Source organism: Amycolatopsis heterodermiae, assembly GCF_034929455.1.
GTDB classification, from domain to species: Bacteria; Actinomycetota; Actinomycetes; order Mycobacteriales; family Pseudonocardiaceae; genus Amycolatopsis; species Amycolatopsis heterodermiae.
The window spans coordinates 347377-365868 of record NZ_JAYFSI010000002.1 but is presented as its reverse complement, the minus strand read 5'-3'; the positions used below and the strand labels follow the sequence as shown (position 1 = coordinate 365868).

The window sequence follows — 18492 nt, the reverse complement described above, 5'->3', positions numbered from 1 at the left end:
CGCCCTTATGCAACCGACTCACACGTTCTCCGATACCGAACGCGACGATATCCGAGACGCACTGGGGACCATCACCGTCGATCCGTACTCGGAATACCTCACCTTCGCCGCCGCGGTCGCGGACCTGGTGCGGGCCGGCCTCCCCGCCGCACTGGTGAAGGTCGCCGAGCAGATCCGCGGCGAGCGGGAACGCGGGTACTCCGACGTCCACGCCCTGCGCAACTGCCCCATCGACGAGGACCTGCCCCACCTGTCGCACAGCAACCCGCAGGCCGACAAGTACGCCGCCAAGAAGACCCACGTCGGCGAGGCGTTCCTCGCCGCGTTCGCGCTGCTCACGCAGACCCCGCTGCTGGCCTACGCCACGCGGTTCAACGGCGACTTCTTCACCGACGTCTTCGCCATCGACAAGTACTTCGGCAAGCAGACCGGTTACAGCGACGGCGAACTCGTCTTCCACAACGACCGCACCGCGCATCCGGTGCGCGCCGACTTCATCACGCTGCTCGGCATGCGGTGCCCGCCCGAGGAAATGACCTACACCGCTTTCGTCGACGGGCGGTCCCTGCTCGCCGGGCTCACCGCCGAGGAAGCGGCGGCCCTGCGCGAGCCGCATTTCGTCACCCCGTTCGACGTCGTCTCCCGGGACAACAACAACACGTTGACCGAATCGGCGTCCCACGTCATTTTCGAGAACGACCACAGCATTCGCTACCTCGATTCGCACACCACGGTGGCCCGCACCGCCCCGCCCGAGGCCAAGGACGCGCTGCTGGCGCTCAAGAGCGCGCTGGCCCGTGCCGAACGCAAGCGGCACCGCATCCTCGAAGGCGACCTGTTCACCTTCGCGAACCAGGACGGGCTGCACAACCGGGAACTGATCGAGGTCATCGACGTCGAGCGGTCCCGTTCGCGCTGGCTGCTCAAGACCTACGCCTTCCGGGACGCCGCCGCCGCCGACCGCCACGGCCACCGCTGGCTGGACGGCGTCCCCGGCCGGGTCGGCGATTGAACGAGGAAGCCCGGCCGGGGGCCGATGCCCGGGATCTCGAGGAGGCGGGCTCGACGTCGAGCCCCAGGGGGAAGGCCTACCGTGTCGCGGTCGTCGGCACCGGCCCGCGCGGGATGATGGTGCTGGAGCGGCTGGCCGCCCGGCTGGCCGAAGAACCGGTCACGCGGCCGGTGGAGATCCTGGCGATCGACGCCGTGGAGGTCGGCGCCGGCCGCATCTACCGCAGTGACCAGCCCGCCTGGTTCCTGATGAACACCGTGCTCGGGCAGATCTCCGCGTTCTCCGGCCTGCCGGACGACGCCCCCGCCCGCGCCGGGGCCGGACCGTCCTTCTGGGAGTGGTGGGAGTCCGCCGAACCCGGGTGCCCGGGCCCCGACGGCTACGCCCCGCGCTACTTCTACGGACGCTACCTGCGGTTCGTGCTCGACGCGATCGAGTCCGGGCTGCCGGACGGGGTGACGCTGCGGCGGGTCCGGGACCGGGTGCTCGAACTGGTCCCGGAGCACGGTTCCTACCGGCTGCGGTTCGCCGGCCACGCGCCGGTCCGGGTCGACCGGGTGGTGCTCACCACCGGCCACTCCACCCCCGAGCCGACCGGCCGCGCCCGTGAGCTCGCCGGCTTCGCGGCGCGCACCCCCGGGCTGTCCTACATCGCGGCCGACTCGGCGACCGAAATGCGGCTGGACGCCGTCGCGCCGCGGACCGCGGTCGGCGTGCTCGGCCTCGGCCTGTCCTTCTACGACGTGGTCGCGGCGTTCACCATCGGCCGCGGTGGCGTCTTCCACGAGACGGCCGGAGGGCGCCTGGAGTACCGGCCCAGCGGCCGGGAGCCGGTGATCGTGGCCGGGTCGCGCAGCGGCGCTCCCCTGCCCGCGCGCGGGCGCAACCAGCAGCCGCCGACGTACTCGTACAACCCGCTGCTCTTCCGGCCCGAGCACGTGCGGCTCCGGCAGCGGCGGCTGGACTTCCGCACCGACGTGCTGCCCTGGCTGCTCGCCGAAATCGACCTGGTGCACTGCGGCACCGAGCTGGCCGGCCGTTTCGGGCCGGACGTGCGCGCCGGTTTCGCCGACGAGGTGGCCCGGGTCGCCTTCGCCGGGCCCGAGCCGGTGGTGCCGGACGTGCGTGCCGTCGCGGCCCGGTTCGGCCCGCTGCCGGACCCGATCGACCTCGACGCACTGGCCCGGCCGTTCGAGGGGCGCAGCTTCGCCGATCCGGCCGCGTTCACCGCCGCGGTGGCGGCCGAGGTGCGCGCCGGGCTGGCCCGGGCGGCGCAGGGCAACGTCGATTCACCGCTCAACGCCGCGTTGGACGTCATGCGCGACACCCGCTGGGTGATCCGGAAGCTGGTGGACTTCGGCGGGCTGCGGCCGGGTTCGCAGCGCGACGACTTCCTGGGCTGGTACGTGCCGCGCGCCGGCTTCCTCGCCGCCGGCCCGCCCGCCGAACGGCTGCACCAGCTGCTGGCCCTGCTCGACACCGGGTTGCTGCGGCTGGCCGGACCCGAAACCCGGTTCGACGCAGACGAGGCCACCGGGCGTTTCCTGCTGTCCTCGCCCCACGTGGCCGGCTCCGCGGCGGCCGTCGACGTGCTGATCGACGCCCGCATCCCGACCCCGGACGTCCGGCACGACTCGTCTCCCCTGGCGCGGGGGCTGTACGCCCGGGGCATCTGGACCAGCTACGTCAACCGCGCCGCGAGCGAGGAGTACGACACCGGGGGCGTCGCCGTCACCGGCAGCCCGTTCCACCCGATAGGCCGGCACGGCCGCCCCGACACCGGGCTGTACGTGCTGGGCATCCCGACCGAGCACGCCCGCTGGTTCATGCAGGTGGGCAGCAGCCGGCCCGGCAAGTGGAGCGACTTCGTCCACGACGCCGACGCCATCGCCGCATCGGCTCTCGCTCCCGCCCGCAAGCCGGTTCCCGTGGCGGCGGCCGCGCGATCCGGTTCGCCCCAAAGGAGACCTTGGTGACCACCACCGTCCCACCGCTGCCGATTTCCCCCGCCTGGACCAGCTTGGCCACCCCCGGACCCCATCTCGGCCTCGACCGGCTCGACCCCGGAATCCGCGCGTCGCTCACGGCCGCACTGGAGCTGCCCGCGGAGCAGCAACCCCAGTGGCCCGACCGTGACGTGCTGCGAGCGGCGACGGCGACCCTCGCCGAAGCACCGCCCGTCGTCATCCCGCGCGAGATCGACGCCCTCTCGGCGCGCCTGGCCGACGTCGCCGCCGGTTCGGCGTTCCTGCTGCAGGGCGGTGACTGCGCGGAGACCTTCGAGGGCAACACGGAAACGCACATCCGCGGCAACGTGCACACCCTCCTGCAGATGGGCGTCGTGCTGGCCTACGGCGCAGGCACCCCGGTGGTGCACATCGGCCGGATCGCCGGCCAGTACGCCAAACCGCGTTCCTCCGAAACCGACGCGCGGGGCCTTCCCTCCTACCGAGGCGACGCGGTCAACGCGCTCACGCCCAGCGCCGACGCGCGCGCCCCGGACCCTCGGCGGATGGGGCACGCCTACGCCAACGCCTGCGCCACGATGAACATGGTGCGGGCCGTCGTCGGCACCACCAGCCTGAGCGGCGCGCACGCGTGGAACAAGGAGTTCCTCGCTTCCTCCAAGGTGGGCGAGCGCTACGACGCCCTGGCCACCGAAATGGACAGTGGGCTGGCCTTCATGTCCGCCTGCGGGGTGAATCCCGGCTCCCTGCGCCCACCGGAGTTCTTCGCCGGCCACGAAGCACTGCTGCTGGACTACGAAGCCGCGCTGGTACGGGCGAACGAGAGCGGCCGCGCCTACGGGACCTCCGGGCACTTCCTCTGGATCGGCGAGCGCACCCGCCAGCCCGGCGGCGCGCACATCGCCTTCGCCGAGCAGCTGTCGAACCCCATCGGCGTCAAGCTCGGGCCGGCGACCACCCCGCAGGCGGCGGTGGAGTACGTCGAGCGCCTGGACCCGCGCAACGAGCCGGGCCGGCTCACCCTGGTCTGCCGGATGGGCAACGGAAAGGTCCGCGACGTCCTGCCCGCGATCGTGGCGAAGGTCGAGGCCACCGGGCACCGGGTCATCTGGCAGTGCGATCCGATGCACGGCAACACCCACAAGTCGCCGAGCGGCCACAAGACCCGGCACTTCGACCGGATCGTCGACGAGGTGCAGGGGTTCTTCGAAGTGCACCGCGGCCTGGGCACCCACCCGGGCGGGATCCACGTCGAACTGACCGGTGACGACGTCACCGAATGCCTGGGCGGGGCCCAGGAGATGTCCGACGAGGATCTGGCGAGCCGCTACGAGACCGCGTGCGATCCGCGCCTCAACGCCGAGCAGTCGCTGGAGCTGGCGTTCCTGGTCGCGGAAATGCTTCGCGGATAAGAGAAATCGCGGCGGACCGGCTTCACGGGACGTCGCCGGACAGGGGAGAAGAAATGGCGAAGCGTGCGGCGCGCCGGCTCGCGTCGGTCGAGCGGTCGGCGACCGTGGCCCTGCTCGACCGGGTGCAGCAGCTGCGCGCCCAGGGCCGGTCACTCGTCGATCTCTCGCGAGGCGAACCGGACTTCGTCACGCCACAGGAGATCACCGAGGCGGCCGTCGCCGCGCTGCGGTCGGGCCGGACGCACTACTCCCCCAGCCGAGGCCTGCCCGAGCTGCGCGAGGCGATCGCGGCGAAGCTCTTGGCGGACAACGACGTCGTCGTCAGCGCGGCCGACGGCGTCCTGGTCACCCCGTCGGCCAAGCACGCCCTCTACGCCGCGTTCACGTCCTTGCTCGACCCCGGCGACGAGGTGGTCATCCCTTCGCCCGGCTGGGTCAGCTACGCGGCGATGGTGTCGCTGGCCGGCGCCACCCCCGTTCCCGCCCTCCTCGATCCGGCGACCGGCTTCCGGATCACGGAAGCGGTCATCGAGGCGGCCGTCACGCCCGGCACCCGCATCCTGCTCGTCAACAGCCCCAACAACCCGACGGGCCGGATGCTCGACGCCGCCGAGCTCGAAGCCGTGCTCACCGTCGCCCGCCGGCACGATCTCGTCGTCATCTCCGACGAAATCTACGAGCACATCCGCTACGACGGCCATCCGCACCTGAGCCCAGCGGCGTACCTCCGCGAAAACACCTTGACCGTCAACGGTTTCTCGAAGGGCTACGCCATGACCGGCTGGCGGCTCGGCTACCTCGCCGGGCCCGCGGACCTCGTCGCGGCCGCGCGGAAGGTGCAGGAGCACAGCGTGAGCTGCGCGGCCACCTTCACGCAGATCGCGGGCACGACGGCGCTCGAGGACTCCCAGCCGGCCGTCGAAGAAATGGTCTCCGCGTACACGGCCCGGCGCGCGCTTCTGGTCGAGGGCCTCAACTTCCTTCCCGGCGTGACGTGCGCGGCACCCGAAGGATCCTTTTACGCGTTCCCGGACATCAGCGGCACCGGCGTACCGGACGGCAGCGAGTTCGCCGAGTGGATGCTGGACGACGCCGGGGTCGTGATGACGCCCGGCCCCGCGTTCGGGGCCGGCGGACGGACGCACGTCCGGTTGTCGTTCGCCGCGTCCGAACAGGAGCTGACGGATGCGTTGGAGCGTATGGACAAGGCGTTACGGAGTCGCTGACGCGGCCGGCAGAGCGCGCAGGCCGGGTCGTCGGCCGCGCGGGCGGGTGTCCTCCTCCTAGGTTGACCCGCCCCTCAGCCCTTAGCCGATGCCGTCACCGGACGTGCGCTGTTTGACTGCAGGGAAAGGGAAAGACCGCGACCGCGGCGGCGAACGGCACCTCGTGGAACAACCGACCCGAGAGGAAGTACGACACCCATGGCGCAGACCCCACGACGCATCGCCATCTTCGACACGACGTTGCGCGACGGCGAGCAGGCCCCCGCGAACGCCATGTCGGCCGAGCACAAGCTCGAGCTGGCGCTGCAGCTGGAGGCCCTGAACATCGACGTCATCGAGGCCGGTTTCCCCGCGTCCTCGCAAAGCGACTTCGAGGCGACCCGGGCGGTCGCCGGCGCGCTTTCCCGGGCCCGGGTAGCGACTTTGTCGCGCGCCCGGCGCGACGACATCGAGACGGCGGTGGAGGCCGCGGGCAGCCGGAACCACGTCCTGCAGATCATGGGCACGGGCAGCGACATCCACCTCGAGCACAAGCTCGGCATCACCCGGCAGCAGGCGATCGAAGACGCCGTCGACGCCGCGAAGTTCGCCACCTCGCTCGGGGTGGAGGTCGTGTCCGTGGGCATCGAGGACGCCACCCGCGGCGTCTACGACTACCTGCAGGAGCTGACCGAGCGGGCCGTGGAGGCCGGCGCCCGGTACGTGCCGGTGGCCGACACCTCGGGATGCGCGACACCGCAGGAGTTCGGCGAGCTGATCGGCAGGATCCGGGAGTGGGCCCCGGCCCCGGTGCGGATCGGTGTGCACTGCCACAACGACTTCGGGCTGGCGACCGCCAACGCCGTCGCCGGCCTGCAGGCCGGCGCCGACGACGTCCAGGTCACCGTCGGCGGGATCGGCGAGCGCGCCGGCAACACCGCCTTCGAGGAGATCGTCGCGCTGCTGTCCTTCAAGGGTGAGCAGCTCGGCCTGTTCGCCGAGGTCGACCTGGCCGGCATCTACGCCGTCTACAACCGGCTGCGGGAGATCATCCGGCTGGAGGAACCGCGCAACAAGGCGATCTTCGGCAAGTACGCGTTCGGCACGGCCGCGGGCATCCACCAGGCCGGCATGCTCCGCAACCCGGCGACCTACGAGTACGTCGACCCCGCGCGGTTCGGCCGCAGCCGCAGCCTGCTGATCAGCCGGCACTCGGGTCGCGCGGTCCTGCGCCACGTCCTCAAGGACCTCGGCATCGACGTCACCGACGAGCGGCTCAACGAGCTGTACCGGGTGCACATCTCCGAGCGCGTCGAAGGGGACTGCGACGACCTTTCTGTCATCAAGACGCGGCTCGCCGCCGAGCTCGCGCCCGCCCTCAGCGGCAGCGCCGCCCAGTGATCAGCCACATCGTCTGCTTCCGGTTCAAGCCGGGCGTCGGCTGGGACGACCCCCGCGCGGTGCAGGCGGAAGCGATCACCCGCGAGCACCCCGAGCACATCACCGAGATCCGGTCGTGGTCGGTCGGGCGCAACACGACCGCCCGCACCGTCGCCTACGACTTCGCGCTGGTCGGCGGCTTCCACGACCGGGAGGCGCTCGAGCGGTACATGGTCCACCCCGACCACCAGCGGGGCGTCCGGGCGTGGTCCGAGCTGAGCACGTGGGTCGCGGTCGACCTCGACCACTCGCAGGACGCGCTGGTCGTCGAGCCGGTCTGACCGCGTCTCCGCTCCCGATCGATCGAAAGGACACCGGTGTACACGATCTTCCGTCCGGACCTCGACGCCTTCGCCCGCGCCACGCTCGCCGAGCAGCAGCGGCTCCAGTCCGGTGACTGGGAACCCGGCGAACTGCGGGACCTGCAGCTGCAGCGGGTGGCCGACACCGCGCGCTACGTCCGGGAACACTCCCCCTTCTACGCCAAGCTGTTCGCGGCGGCCGACGTGCCGGCGAGCGGTCCGATCACGCCGGAACAGCTGGCCCGGCTGCCCTTCACGACCAAGGACGACCTGCGGTCCGGGATGTTCGACGTCGTCTCGCTGCCGATCGACCGAGCGTGGATCTTCTACGAGACGACCGGGACGACCGGCCGGGCCACGCCGTGTCCCCGCAGCGACCACGACTCGATCGTCAACAACACCGCGCTGACCCTGGCGTACCGGGAGATCTTCGAGCAGCACGGCGACAAGCACGTGGTCGCGGTGATGGGCCCCACCGAGCTGCACTCGACCGGCGACACCTTCGGCGACGTCATGCACAACCTCGGCCACACCGTCGTGAAGATGTGGCCGCACTCGCCGCTGGTCGGCTTCCCCCGTGCCCTGGCGCTGCTGGAAAAGCTCGGCGTGACGGCCCTGATCTGCACGCCCGGCATGGCCATCTCGCTCGCGAAGGCCGCCGGTGCGGCCGGGATCGACATCGCGTCGCGGCTGGGCGTACGGCTGATCCTCTGCGTCGGGGAGCTCACCTCGCCCGCCATGCTGGAGAACCTCGGCGGGCAGTGGAACGCGCGCGTCTACAACTGCATGTACGCCTCGCAGGAGGCGTCGATCATGGCCGCCTGTCACGCGGACGGGCAGCTGCGGACGGTCCCCGTCAGCAACTACTACGAGGTGATCGATCCGGCGACGGCGCAGCCGGTCGAGCCGGTGGACGGCGTACGCGAGGGCGAGCTGGTCATCACCCACCTCTACCAGGGGGCGAAGCCGCTGGTGCGCTACCGCACCGGCGACATGGTGCGGCTGAGCGCGCAGCCGGGGTCGGTCACCGAGGTGATGCGCCCGATCGGCCGGGTCCGCGATGCGCTGCTGCTGGGCGGTGAGCTCGTCACCGCGTACGACCTGGAGCAGACGATCTTCAGCCACCTCAGCGGGGTGCTGGACTACTTCATCTCCCTCGACGAGGTCGACGGCCGCGACACGGTCACGATCACCGTCGAGACCGTCGACGAGATCGCCGGCCTGCGCATCGACCGCGAGCGGGTCGGCCGCGCGGTCGGCGAGGCCTTCGGCGTCGGCTGCACGGTCGCCGTCGCCGCGGTCGGGACCATCACCAGCACCGGGGCCATGGTGAGCTGGAAGGCCGCCCGCATCCACGACCGGCGCGTCACCGACTCCGCCGAGCGGGAAGCCGCACTGGCGATCGCCGCCGGCCGGGACTCCCGATGAGCACCGGCACCCCCGTCGCCACCCGCCTCGCCTTCTACCAGGGCCAGTTCGTCGAGAACTCGGCGGTCCGGCTGCCCCTCACCACGCAGGCGCTGCACTACGGCACCGGGGTCTTCGAAGGAATCCGGGCCTACGCGGACCCGGAGGGAGGACCGCTCGCGGTCTTCCGGCTGCGGGAGCACGTCGAGCGCCTGCTGCGCTCGGCGCGCACGCTGCGCATCGAGCTGCCGCACGACGCCGGCGAGCTGACCGGCATCGTGCTGGACCTGCTGGACCGCAACGGGTGCGTCGGCGACACCTACATCCGGCCCGTGGCCTACAAGTACGCGCTCGCGCCCGGCACGCCGTTCGGCGTCCGGCTCAGCGGGGTGTCGTCGCAGTTCTCGGTGACGACCGTCGCGATGGGCTCGTACGTTCCGCAGACCGGCCTGCACTGCAAGATCAGCTCCTACCGGCGGGTGCCGTCGGCGAGCATCCCCTCCGGCGCGAAGATCACCGGCGCGTACGCCAACAACGCCCTCGCGGTCGAGGAGGCGCAGGCCGACGGGTGCGACGACGCGCTGATGCTCGACGGCGACGGTCACCTCACCGAGGCCAGCACCTCCAACGTCTTCGTCGTCGGCCGGGACGGCCGGGTCGCGACGCCCCCGGCCACCGGCGACCTGCTGCCCGGCATCACCCGGGCGTCGGTCATCGAGCTGCTGGAGCGCGAAACCGGCGTTGTCGTCGAAGAGCGACCGGTCACGGTGGCCGAGCTGGCCGAGGCCGGCGAGGTCTTCGTCAGCGGCACCGGTGTCGAGATCTGCCCGGTGACCGCCGTCGACCACCGCCCGGTCGGCACCGGGCGGCCCGGCGATCTCACCACCGAAGTGCGGCGGCTCTACACCGAGGTGGTCCGCGGCCGGCGGCCCGCCTACGCCTCCTGGCTCACACCGGTCCGCTCCGCGTGACCGGCGGTTTCTCCGACTGACAAAGGGGAAGACGTGACGCAGACCACGAGTACCTCGTTCCTCGACATCTCCCTGCCCACGGACGACAAGACCTGGCGGGTGGCGACCCTCGGGCCCGCGGGGACGAGCAGTGAACAGGCGGCCAAGTTCCTGATCGGCCGCCTCAACCCGGACCTGGACGAGCCCGACCTCTCGCTGTTGCCCAGCTACGAGGAGGCTTCGGAGGCGGTCCTGCACGGTTTCGCCGATCTCCTGCTGGTGGCGAACGCCTATCACGCCGTCTCGGAGTTCTACATGGACACCCGGCTGGTGCTCGCGGGTGCCTACCACTTCGAGACGCCGCTGTACGGCATCGCCACCGTTCCCGGCCGCACCCTCGACGGCCCGGTCCGGATCGCCAGCCACCCGGCACCGGTGCCCTTGATCAAGCAGCTGGTGCCGGGCCACCTCACCGTCACCGAGGTCGTGCTGGCCCGCTCGACGAGCGCCGCGGCTCTGGCGGCCCAGTCCGGCGAGGTCGACGCCGCGCTCACCACCCAGCCGGCCGCGGAACAGTACGGGCTGACGTTCGTCTCGCCCACCCGGCCGATCAGCATGCTCTGGTCGGTCTTCCGCACCGCCGATCTCGCCGTCCACCCGGCGGCCTGAGGAGAAGGTCATGCTCAGCCAGACGTTTTCGCTCCCCGATGCGCCGCCGCCGGCCGCCGGTTATTCGCCCGTCGTGCGCCGCGGGCCGCTGCTCGCGATCTCGGGCCAGGTCCCTTTCCTGCCCGGCCGGTTGGAAGGACCCGTACCCGGTTTTCGCGAGCAGGCCAGGACGGTCTTCGGTTATCTCGTCCAGCTGCTGGAAACCGCGGGCGCCGGCGTCCCCGACGTCCTCGTCGTGCGGATCTACCTCGCCCGTGAGCAGGACTTCCCCGTGATGAACGAGGTGTTCGACGAGGTGTTCGGCGAGGTCCGGCCCGCCCGGACCACCGTGTGGGTGGACCTGCCGGGAGGCCTGCTGATCGAGGCCGACGTGCTCGCGGTGCCCGGCTCGTGAACGGGGTCGCCTTCAGGTCACCTTGATGACGACCTTGCCCGCGGCGTGGCCGTTCTCGACGGCGGCCAGCGCGGCCGGGGCGTCGGACAGCGGGTGGACCGCGCCGACCACCGGCGCGAGGACGCCGTCGAGCGCCAGCTGCGCGGCGCGCGCCAGGTTCTCGCGGTCGAGGCGGCGCTCGACGGAACGCCCGCCCAGCTCGGCCACCGACGGGTCGCCCACGGCGATGACGTCGCGCGGTTCCCGGGCCAGCGGCGCGACCGTCCGCAGCGAGGTCCCGCCGACCAGGTCGACGATGCCGTCGACCCCGTCCGGAGCCTCCTCGCGGACGACGGCGGCGACGTCCTCGGCGGTGTAGTCGGCGGTGTAGTCGGCGGTGTAGTCGGCGAACCGCACCCCGATCGCTTCGGCCTGCTCGCGCTTGGCGGCACTGCCGGTGCCGAGCACGCGCAGGCCACGGGCGACGGCGAGCCGGGCGACCGCGAGGCCGACCCCGCCGCCCACGCCGTTGACCAGGATCGTGGCGCCGGCCGGGAGGCCGAGCTGGTCCAGCGCGTCCACCGCCGTCGTCCCGGCCACCGGCAGCGTCGCCGCCACGGTCACCGGCAGCCCCGCCGGGACGCGCGCGGTGTTCACCGCGGACAGCACGGTCGTCTCGGCGTACGTGCCACCGCCGGTGAGCGCGAAGCCGAAGACCGCGTCCCCCACTTGGAGCCCGTCCACGTCCTCCCCCAGCGCGAGCACGGTCCCGGCCGCTTCCATGCCCAGCACGCGCGGGAACGGGCGCCTGCCGTCGAGCCCGGGGACCAGGCCCGCGCGCAGGAGGTGGTCGAGCGGGTTGACCCCGGCCACGCCGACCCGGATCAGCACCTCACCGGACCCGGGGGCGGGATCGGGACGGTCGAAGAACTCCTGCACCTCGGGCCCGCCGAACCGCCTGAAACCCCACGCCTGCCCCATTTTCCCGCCGCCTTCCGGATGACCGCCCGGTCGTTCCGGGCGCTACGGCCATCCTCACCGTTCACACCGGTGTCAAAGGCAACCGGCTGAGGCGCGGGTCACAGCTTCAGGCCGAGCGGGCCACCGGCTCCGCGGCCAGCACCTTCCGGTGCCGGTCGTTGGCCTCGATCACCACGTCGAGCGCGCCCCGGGCCTCGACCAGGCGCGCGATCTCCGCGTCGATCCGGTCGCGCTCACGGTTCATCGTCACGAACGCCTCCTCGACGACCGCCAGGTCGCCCGGCGTCTCCACGCAGGGCAGCACCGACGCGATCACCCGGCTCGACAGGCCCGCCTCGAACAGCTGCCGGATGAGCGACACGCGCTCGACTTCGGCGTCGGAGTAGTGCCGCTGCCCGGCCTCGGAGCGCGTGCTGGTCAGCAGGCCCTGCTCCTCGTAGTACCGCAGTGAGCGCGAACTCACGCCGGTGCGCTGGGACAGCTCGCCGATCCGCATACCGGAAGGCTACGCCGCGCAGACGGCCCCCAAGATACCGACATTCGGCGGTAGTGAGCGGTCCGACTTGTCTGCTTCGATCCTTCCAGAGCTTTTTACAACGTTGTAAATCTGAAGGGTCTCGCCGATGAGAAGAGCCGCTTCCGTCCTCCTCGCCCTGCTCGTGGCGCTGGGCGTGGCGTCGGGAACGCCGCCCGCAGGTGCCGCCGAGGCCGTGCACGGCCTGAAGGCCGAATACTTCACGCCGTCGACGCCGGACGCGCACGACTTCGCCAACCTGGCCGGTACGGCCCTCGACTCGGAGGTCAACCACCCCGACCTGACCTCGGTCTTCGGGCTGGTCGCGGGGCGCACCGAGCACACGACCGCCCGGTGGAGCGGGCAGCTCGCCGTGCCGCAGACCGCCGCCTACACGTTCTACGCCGTCGGCGACAACGGGTTCCGGCTCTTCCTCGACGGCGTGCCGGTGATCGACCACTGGGTCGGCGACTGGGACACCGAACAGACCAGCGCGCCGGTCACGCTGACCGCCGGGAAGCAGTACGACTTCAAGCTCGAGATGTTCCAGGACACCGGCGGCGCCAACATGTTCCTGCGCTGGTCGAGCCCGGCCATCGCGAAGCAGATCGTGCCGCTCTCGGCGTTCACGCCGCCGGCCGACTTCGCCGTCGTGCCGCGCACGGCGGACGTGTCCCCGGACGGCCGCACGCTCACGGCCGGCTTCGACGGCCGCGTCTCGGGTACCGGCGACCTGGCCGACCACCTGCTGATCGAGGTCGACGCGACGCCGATGCCGATCGCGTCCCTCACGGCGAGCCGCGACCGCGCGACGATCCGGCTGGCCGAGCGGGTGCTGAAGGGCCAGCGCGTCACCGTCTACTACGACGGCGCCGGCGCGCTCGCCGTGAACGGCACGAAGGTCGGCAAGACCGGACGCACCGTCGCGAACGCGTCGACGGAGCGGCTCAAGACGCCGTGGGGCGAGAAGGCCGACCCGCGCAACCCGCTGCCGGAGTACCCGCGGCCGCAGCTCGAGCGCGACAAGTGGGTCAACCTCAACGGCCCGTGGGAGTTCGCGGCCGCCCAGGAGGGCCAGCAGCCGACGTTCGGCAAGCGGCTGCCCGAGAAGGTGGTCGTCCCCTACCCGATCGAGTCGCAGCTCTCCGGGCTCGAACGGCACGAGGACCACATGTTCTACCGCCGCACGGTCAGCGTCCCGCGCGACTGGAAGATCGGCGGCGGGCAGCGCCTCAAGCTCAACTTCGGCGCGGTCGACTACCAGGCCAAGGTGTGGGTGAACGGCAAGGTCGTCGCCGAGCACACCGGTGGCTACACGGCGTTCAGCGCCGACATCACCGACGCGCTCAAGCGTGGTGACGAGCAGGAGATCGTCGTCGCCGTCACCGACACGACCGGCCCGTACCAGCCCAAGGGCAAGCAGTCCCCCAACCCCGGCGGCATCTTCTACACCCCGTCGTCGGGCATCTGGCAGACGGTGTGGCTGGAACCGGTGGCGGACAAGGGCATCGACGAGATCAAGACGACGCCCGACCTGACCACGAACTCGCTGGCGCTGAACGTCAAGTCCGCGGGCACCGCCACCGTCACGGCGGTCGCCAAGGACGCGCGCGGGCGGCAGGTCGGCACCGTCAGCGGGCCGGCGAACGCGAACCTCAAGCTGCCGGTGCCGAACCCGCACCTGTGGACGCCGGACGACCCGTACCTGTACCAGCTGGAGATCAAGCTGGGCGGTGACAAGGTCAAGAGCTACTTCGGCATGCGGTCCACGGGCATCACCAACGTCAACGGCGTCCCGAAGCTGACGCTCAACGGCAAGCCGTTCTTCTCCCTGATGCAGCTGGACCAGGGCTTCTACCCGGACGGCCTGAACACCGCGCCGAGCGACGACGCCCTCGTCTTCGACCTCAAGGCGCAGAAGGACCTCGGTTTCAACGCCGTCCGCAAGCACATCAAGGTCGAGCCGGCCCGCTGGTACTACCACGCGGACCAGCTGGGACTGCTGGTGTGGCAGGACTTCGTGTCCCTCGACGACGGCAACAACCCCGGGGCGCAGCAGGCGTGGCTCAGCCAGGGCCTGGAGGAGATGCACCAGCTGCAGAACTACCCGTCCGTCTACGCCTGGATCGTGTTCAACGAGGGCTGGGGCGAGTGGGACAAGGCGGCCACCGGCCGGATCGCCGACCAGGTCAAGGCGGCCGACCCGAGCCGGATCGTCAACGCCCACAGCGGGGTGAACTGCTGTGCCTCCAAGGGCGACTCGGGGGCCGGTGACGTCATCGACCACCACGACTACAACAACACGGACCCGGCCGCTTCGGACGGCAGGCGCGTCGCGATGGACGGCGAGCACGGCGGCTTCACGCTGCGCACGCCGGGGCACCAGTGGCCGGGTGCGCCGATCGCGATCTACAGCGGCGTGGCGGACAAGGCGGCGCTGACGGCGAAGTACGTCGACAACACCCGCACGTTCTACCTCGGGCAGGCCCGGGCCGAGCTGTCCGCATCGGTCTACACCCAGGTCACCGACCTGGAAGGCGAGCTCAACGGGCTCTGGACCTACGACCGCAAGCGCATCAAGGTCGACCCGGGTCCGGTCCGCGAGATCAACCGGCGCGTGATCGAGGCCGGAGCCAACGCGGGGAAGCCATACCCCTACGCGGGCAAGGGCGCTTGGAAGCTCGACGAGCGCGGCGGAACGACCGCGAAGGACTCGAGCGGCGGCAAGAACCCGCTGACGCTCACCCCGGCCGGGGTGGCCTTCAAGGACGGCTCGCTGCAGTTCACCGGTGGGTCCGCCGACACCTACGGCCCGGTCGTCGACACGACCGGCGACTACACCGTGTCCGCGAAGGTGCGGCTCGACGAGCTGCCCGGCAACTACGCGACCGCGGTGAGCCAGGACGGCCGGGACCGGGAAAGCCCGTTCTACCTGCAGTACGGGCAGGGCGCGTTCGCCTTCAGCACGCCCGGTGGCAACCGGGCACGGTACGAGGTCGTGCCGGAGATCGGCCGCTGGTACGAGCTCACGGGTGTCCGGGCCGGCAACGAGATCCGGCTCTACGTGGACGGCGTGAAGGTCGCGACGGCCCCGGCCGGACCGGCGGTCGCCGGTACCGGCGCGTTCACCGTCGGGCGGGCCAAGTACGCCGGCGGCAACGTCGACTTCTGGCGCGGCGCGATCGACGACGTCGCCGTGACCGGCAAGGCGCTGACGGACGCGGAGGTGGCCCAGCTCCCCTGACGCCCTCGTGCGCCGGGGACCGGCACACCTGTCGACGCGGGTGCCGCGCTGTCCAGCGCGGCACCCGCGTCGTCTTCTCGCACGGGTACCCTGTCCGGGAAGACGGCTCCCCAGGCACGTTCCCCTGTCTCGGATCCACGGAAGGGGTCACACTTGCCGGTGACATGGGTTCGCGACGACCGGGCGGACTGGCAGATCCTGGACGTGACCGGCCGGGACCCCGCCGATTCGACCTCCGCCCGGCACTGGGTGCAGGACCGGATCGCCGCCTTCGGCGAAGAGCACCGCATCGACGCGCTGCTGGTCGCCGGGGAACTGCTCGAAAACGCCTACCAGCACGCCGGTGGCCCGGCCCAGGTCCGCCTCCGCCTGCGGCACGCACCGTGCGAGATCACGGTGGCCGTCGCCGACACCGGCAGCGGGGTGCCCCGCCTGCGGATCCCCGACGACGGCGGCGGACGCGGGCTGGTGCTGGTCGACCGGATCTGCTCGTCCTGGGGCGTGAGCCACCACGACGACGGCAAGCTCGTCTGGGCCCGCGTCGGCTGCGAAGGCACCGGGTTCCCCTGCCCGGCCCCGGGCGACGGCCGTAGCTGACCACTGGTTCTCCGCTTCCGCGGCGACGGCATCCGGGACCTCGGGCACGAGACACAATGGACAGTCGGCACGGAATCGCCCTCGCGTCCGGTGCCCGCCCGCCCCTGCCGCGGCGAACCCTCAGGCCGATGACCGAGTAGCGGTCGCCGCACCGGGTACCCAGGCGAACCCAAGGACCCCAGGGAGGCCGCCCCATGCCCGAACCCGAAAACCGGCTGCCCGAGGAGAACGCGCACGACGGGGGTACCTTCGCCGACGCGGAAGCCGCCGCGGCCGAGCTCAGCACCACGGACCGGCCGCTGGGTGCCACCGGCGAACCGCTCAACCGCCGCTCGCCGTTCCTGCTCGGCATGGCCGGTGCCGCCGGCGTCGCCGTGATCTACGGGCTCGTGCAGATCGTCGCCGGGCTCCAGGACGTCCTGGTCCTCATCGGGCTCGCGCTCTTCCTCGCCATCGGCCTCGAACCCGCCGTCGCCTGGCTGACCCGGCACCGCTTCCCCCGCTGGCTCGCCGTCACCACCGTCTTCGTCGTCGGCCTGCTCGCCATCGGCGGCTTCCTCACCGCCGCGATCCCCGTCCTGGTCGAGCAGGCCACCCAGTTCGTCACCAAGGCGCCCGGCTACCTCCGCGACGCCCAGAACCACAACACCGCCCTCGGCCAGCTCAACGAACGCTTCCACCTGCAACAGCAGCTGGAAGGCCTGGTCAGCGGACCCGGCATCGGCAGCGGGCTGCTCGGGGCCGGCCAGGCCGTCTTCAGCGCGCTGACGAACGTGCTGCTGCTGGTCGTCCTGACCGTCTACTTCCTCGTGGACCTCCCCCGGATCCGTGCCGGCGGCTACCGGCTGATCCCGCACTCCCGGCGCCCGCGGGCGATCCTCATCGGCGACGAGATCTTCACCAAGGTCGGCGGCTACGTGCTCGGCAACCTGGCCATCTCGGTCATCGCCGGGGTGCTGACGCTGGTCTGGCTGCTGATCTTCGGCGTCCCCTACGCCGCCCTGCTGGCGATCGCCGTCGCGATCCTCGACCTCATCCCGGTCGTCGGGTCGGTCGTCGGCGGCGTGCTGGTCAGCCTGGTCGCGCTCACCGTGTCGCTGCCGGTCTGCCTGGGCACCGTCGGGTTCTTCATCGGCTACCGGCTCGTGGAGGACTACGTCCTGGTGCCCCGGATCATCGGCGGTGCGGTCAAGGTTCCCGCGCTCGTCACGGTCGTCGCCGTCATCCTCGGCGGCGCGCTGCTCGGTATCGTCGGTGCCCTGGTGGCGATCCCGGTCGCCGCCGCGCTGCTGCTGCTCGTCCGGGAAGTCCTCTACCCCCGCCTCGACCGCACCTGACCGGAAGGACGTCCAGCTTGCGCACGTTCACCTGCCCGCACTGCGAAAACCTGCTGTTCTTCGAGAACTCGGCCTGCGTGGTGTGCGGTACCGAGGTCGGGTACGACCGCGCGACCCGGTCGATGCTCCGCGCGGCCGACGGCGTCCGCTGCGCCAACGCCGAGCTCGCCGGGTGCAACTGGCTCGCCGACGGCGGCCCGCTGTGCGGCTGCTGCGCGCTGACCCGGACCCGCCCCGCCGACGAGGACGCCGGCGCCCTCGAAGCCTTCGCCGCCGCGGAAGCCGCCAAACGGCGGCTGGTCTACCAGCTGGACGACCTCGGCCTGCCCGTGACGCCGCGGACCGCTGATCCGGTGCACGGCTTGGCGTTCGACCTGCTGTCGAGCACCGACCAGCCGGTCACCACCGGGCACGCCGGCGGCGTGATCACCATCGACCTGGCCGAAGGGGACGACGGCTTCCGCGAAGGCCTGCGCGCGCGGCTGGCCGAGCCGTACCGCACCCTCCTCGGCCACTTCCGCCACGAGATCGGCCACTGGTACTGGGACCGGCTCGTCGCCGACGCCCCGGAGGCGTTCCGGAGCCTGTTCGGCGACGAGCGGGCGGATTACCAGCAGGCACTGGAAAACCACTACGGCAGCGCTCCCGGCTCCGAGTGGGAGGAGACCCACGTCAGTCACTACGCGGCCGCGCACCCCTGGGAGGACTGGGCCGAGACCTTCGCCCACCTGCTGCACATCCGCGACACCGTGCAGACCGCCGCGGCCCTCGGCGTCCTCGTCGCCGGCACGCCGATCGCGCCGCACCCGGGCAGCCGGGTCGACGCCGTCCCCGAAGACCGGACCGACGACGTCGACGAGCTGATCGCGACCTGGATCCCGCTCTCGCGCGCCCTCAACCAGCTCAACCGCAGCATGGGCAAGGACGACCTCTACCCGTTCGCGCTGGCGCCCGCGGTCCAGGAGAAGCTCCGGTTCGCCGGCGCGATCGTCACCGCGAACCGGACGGCCGGCCTCAGAACCGCGCGGGAGCGGACCTGACCGGGACGAGCCGGTGACGGACAACGACCGGGACGCAAATCC

16 protein-coding genes are annotated in these 18492 nt (G+C 71.5%); 14 read left to right on the top strand and 2 right to left on the bottom strand.

Going from position 1 to position 18492, the window contains the following annotated elements:
• The first annotated feature begins 7 nt into the window (after positions 1-7).
• From VA596_RS12375 to VA596_RS12330, 10 genes are all read left to right on the top strand, one after another.
• Positions 8-1012, top strand: coding sequence for a TauD/TfdA family dioxygenase (locus tag VA596_RS12375; protein ID WP_323326381.1), 1005 nt, complete (start codon positions 8-10; stop codon positions 1010-1012).
• Complete coding sequence (locus tag VA596_RS12370; RefSeq protein WP_323326379.1) at positions 1009-2988, top strand: FAD/NAD(P)-binding protein; 1980 nt, start codon at positions 1009-1011, stop codon at positions 2986-2988. Before VA596_RS12375 ends, VA596_RS12370 begins: the two co-directional genes overlap by 4 nt.
• Before the next feature lie 44 nt (positions 2989-3032).
• Positions 3033-4391 carry a class II 3-deoxy-7-phosphoheptulonate synthase gene (locus VA596_RS12365; protein WP_410171885.1) on the top strand — a complete coding sequence of 453 codons (1359 nt, stop codon included), beginning with the start codon at positions 3033-3035 and terminating at the stop codon, positions 4389-4391.
• A 53-nt stretch (positions 4392-4444) separates the two neighbouring features.
• Positions 4445-5617: a pyridoxal phosphate-dependent aminotransferase gene (locus VA596_RS12360; RefSeq protein WP_323326377.1), complete on the top strand. Its 1173-nt coding sequence runs from the start codon at positions 4445-4447 to the stop codon at positions 5615-5617.
• A gap of 198 nt (positions 5618-5815) precedes the next feature.
• Positions 5816-6997, top strand: coding sequence for a LeuA family protein (locus tag VA596_RS12355; protein ID WP_323326375.1), 1182 nt, complete (start codon positions 5816-5818; stop codon positions 6995-6997).
• Positions 6994-7317, top strand: coding sequence for a Dabb family protein (locus tag VA596_RS12350; RefSeq protein WP_323326373.1), 324 nt, complete (start codon positions 6994-6996; stop codon positions 7315-7317). The genes VA596_RS12355 and VA596_RS12350 overlap by 4 nt, the downstream gene beginning before the upstream one ends.
• Positions 7318-7353: 36 nt before the next feature.
• Positions 7354-8766: a phenylacetate--CoA ligase family protein gene (locus VA596_RS12345; RefSeq protein ID WP_323326371.1), complete on the top strand. Its 1413-nt coding sequence runs from the start codon at positions 7354-7356 to the stop codon at positions 8764-8766.
• Positions 8763-9716, top strand: a complete 954-nt coding sequence (locus VA596_RS12340) for a branched-chain amino acid transaminase (RefSeq protein WP_323326370.1) — start codon at positions 8763-8765, stop codon at positions 9714-9716. Before VA596_RS12345 ends, VA596_RS12340 begins: the two co-directional genes overlap by 4 nt.
• 33 nt (positions 9717-9749) lie before the next feature.
• The gene (locus tag VA596_RS12335; RefSeq protein WP_323326368.1) at positions 9750-10364 is read left to right on the top strand and encodes a prephenate dehydratase domain-containing protein; all 615 of its coding nucleotides are present in this window, start codon (positions 9750-9752) and stop codon (positions 10362-10364) included.
• A gap of 10 nt (positions 10365-10374) precedes the next feature.
• A complete protein-coding gene (locus VA596_RS12330; protein WP_323326366.1) occupies positions 10375-10758 on the top strand; it encodes a RidA family protein in 384 nt (127 codons plus the stop codon).
• Between the two features lie 12 nt (positions 10759-10770).
• Here VA596_RS12330 and VA596_RS12325 read toward each other — a convergent pair whose 3' ends face one another.
• Both VA596_RS12325 and VA596_RS12320 read right to left on the bottom strand, forming a co-directional pair.
• A complete protein-coding gene (locus tag VA596_RS12325) occupies positions 10771-11718 on the bottom strand; it encodes a quinone oxidoreductase family protein (RefSeq protein WP_323326364.1) in 948 nt (315 codons plus the stop codon).
• A gap of 106 nt (positions 11719-11824) precedes the next feature.
• Positions 11825-12214, bottom strand: coding sequence for a MerR family transcriptional regulator (locus tag VA596_RS12320; RefSeq protein WP_323326362.1), 390 nt, complete (start codon positions 12212-12214; stop codon positions 11825-11827).
• Between the two features lie 127 nt (positions 12215-12341).
• Here VA596_RS12320 and VA596_RS12315 point away from each other — a divergent pair, with 127 nt between their 5' ends.
• From VA596_RS12315 to VA596_RS12300, 4 genes are all read left to right on the top strand, one after another.
• On the top strand, positions 12342-15476 hold the full coding sequence (locus tag VA596_RS12315) for a LamG-like jellyroll fold domain-containing protein (RefSeq protein WP_323326360.1): 3135 nt from the start codon (positions 12342-12344) through the stop codon (positions 15474-15476).
• 159 nt (positions 15477-15635) lie between these two features.
• On the top strand, positions 15636-16073 hold the full coding sequence (locus tag VA596_RS12310) for an ATP-binding protein (protein ID WP_323327732.1): 438 nt from the start codon (positions 15636-15638) through the stop codon (positions 16071-16073).
• Between the two features lie 194 nt (positions 16074-16267).
• Entirely contained in the window at positions 16268-17410 is a 1143-nt protein-coding gene (locus tag VA596_RS12305) for an AI-2E family transporter (RefSeq protein WP_323326358.1), read from the top strand.
• A gap of 17 nt (positions 17411-17427) precedes the next feature.
• Complete coding sequence (locus VA596_RS12300; RefSeq protein ID WP_323326356.1) at positions 17428-18450, top strand: zinc-binding metallopeptidase family protein; 1023 nt, start codon at positions 17428-17430, stop codon at positions 18448-18450.
• The last annotated feature ends 42 nt before the right edge of the window (positions 18451-18492 follow it).

Bases quoted from the DNA above. Each gene is read 5' to 3' on its own strand.
- VA596_RS12375 (WP_323326381.1), top strand. From the start codon at position 8: ATGCAACCGACTCACACGTTCTCCGATACCGAACGCGACGATATCCGA.
- VA596_RS12360 (WP_323326377.1), top strand. From the start codon at position 4,445: ATGGCGAAGCGTGCGGCGCGCCGGCTCGCGTCGGTCGAGCGGTCGGCG.
- VA596_RS12325 (WP_323326364.1), bottom strand. From the start codon at position 11,718: ATGGGGCAGGCGTGGGGTTTCAGGCGGTTCGGCGGGCCCGAGGTGCAG.
- VA596_RS12355 (WP_323326375.1), top strand. From the start codon at position 5,816: ATGGCGCAGACCCCACGACGCATCGCCATCTTCGACACGACGTTGCGC.
- VA596_RS12305 (WP_323326358.1), top strand. From the start codon at position 16,268: ATGCCCGAACCCGAAAACCGGCTGCCCGAGGAGAACGCGCACGACGGG.
- VA596_RS12315 (WP_323326360.1), top strand. From the start codon at position 12,342: ATGAGAAGAGCCGCTTCCGTCCTCCTCGCCCTGCTCGTGGCGCTGGGC.
- VA596_RS12330 (WP_323326366.1), top strand. From the start codon at position 10,375: ATGCTCAGCCAGACGTTTTCGCTCCCCGATGCGCCGCCGCCGGCCGCC.
- VA596_RS12320 (WP_323326362.1), bottom strand. From the start codon at position 12,214: ATGCGGATCGGCGAGCTGTCCCAGCGCACCGGCGTGAGTTCGCGCTCA.
- VA596_RS12340 (WP_323326370.1), top strand. From the start codon at position 8,763: ATGAGCACCGGCACCCCCGTCGCCACCCGCCTCGCCTTCTACCAGGGC.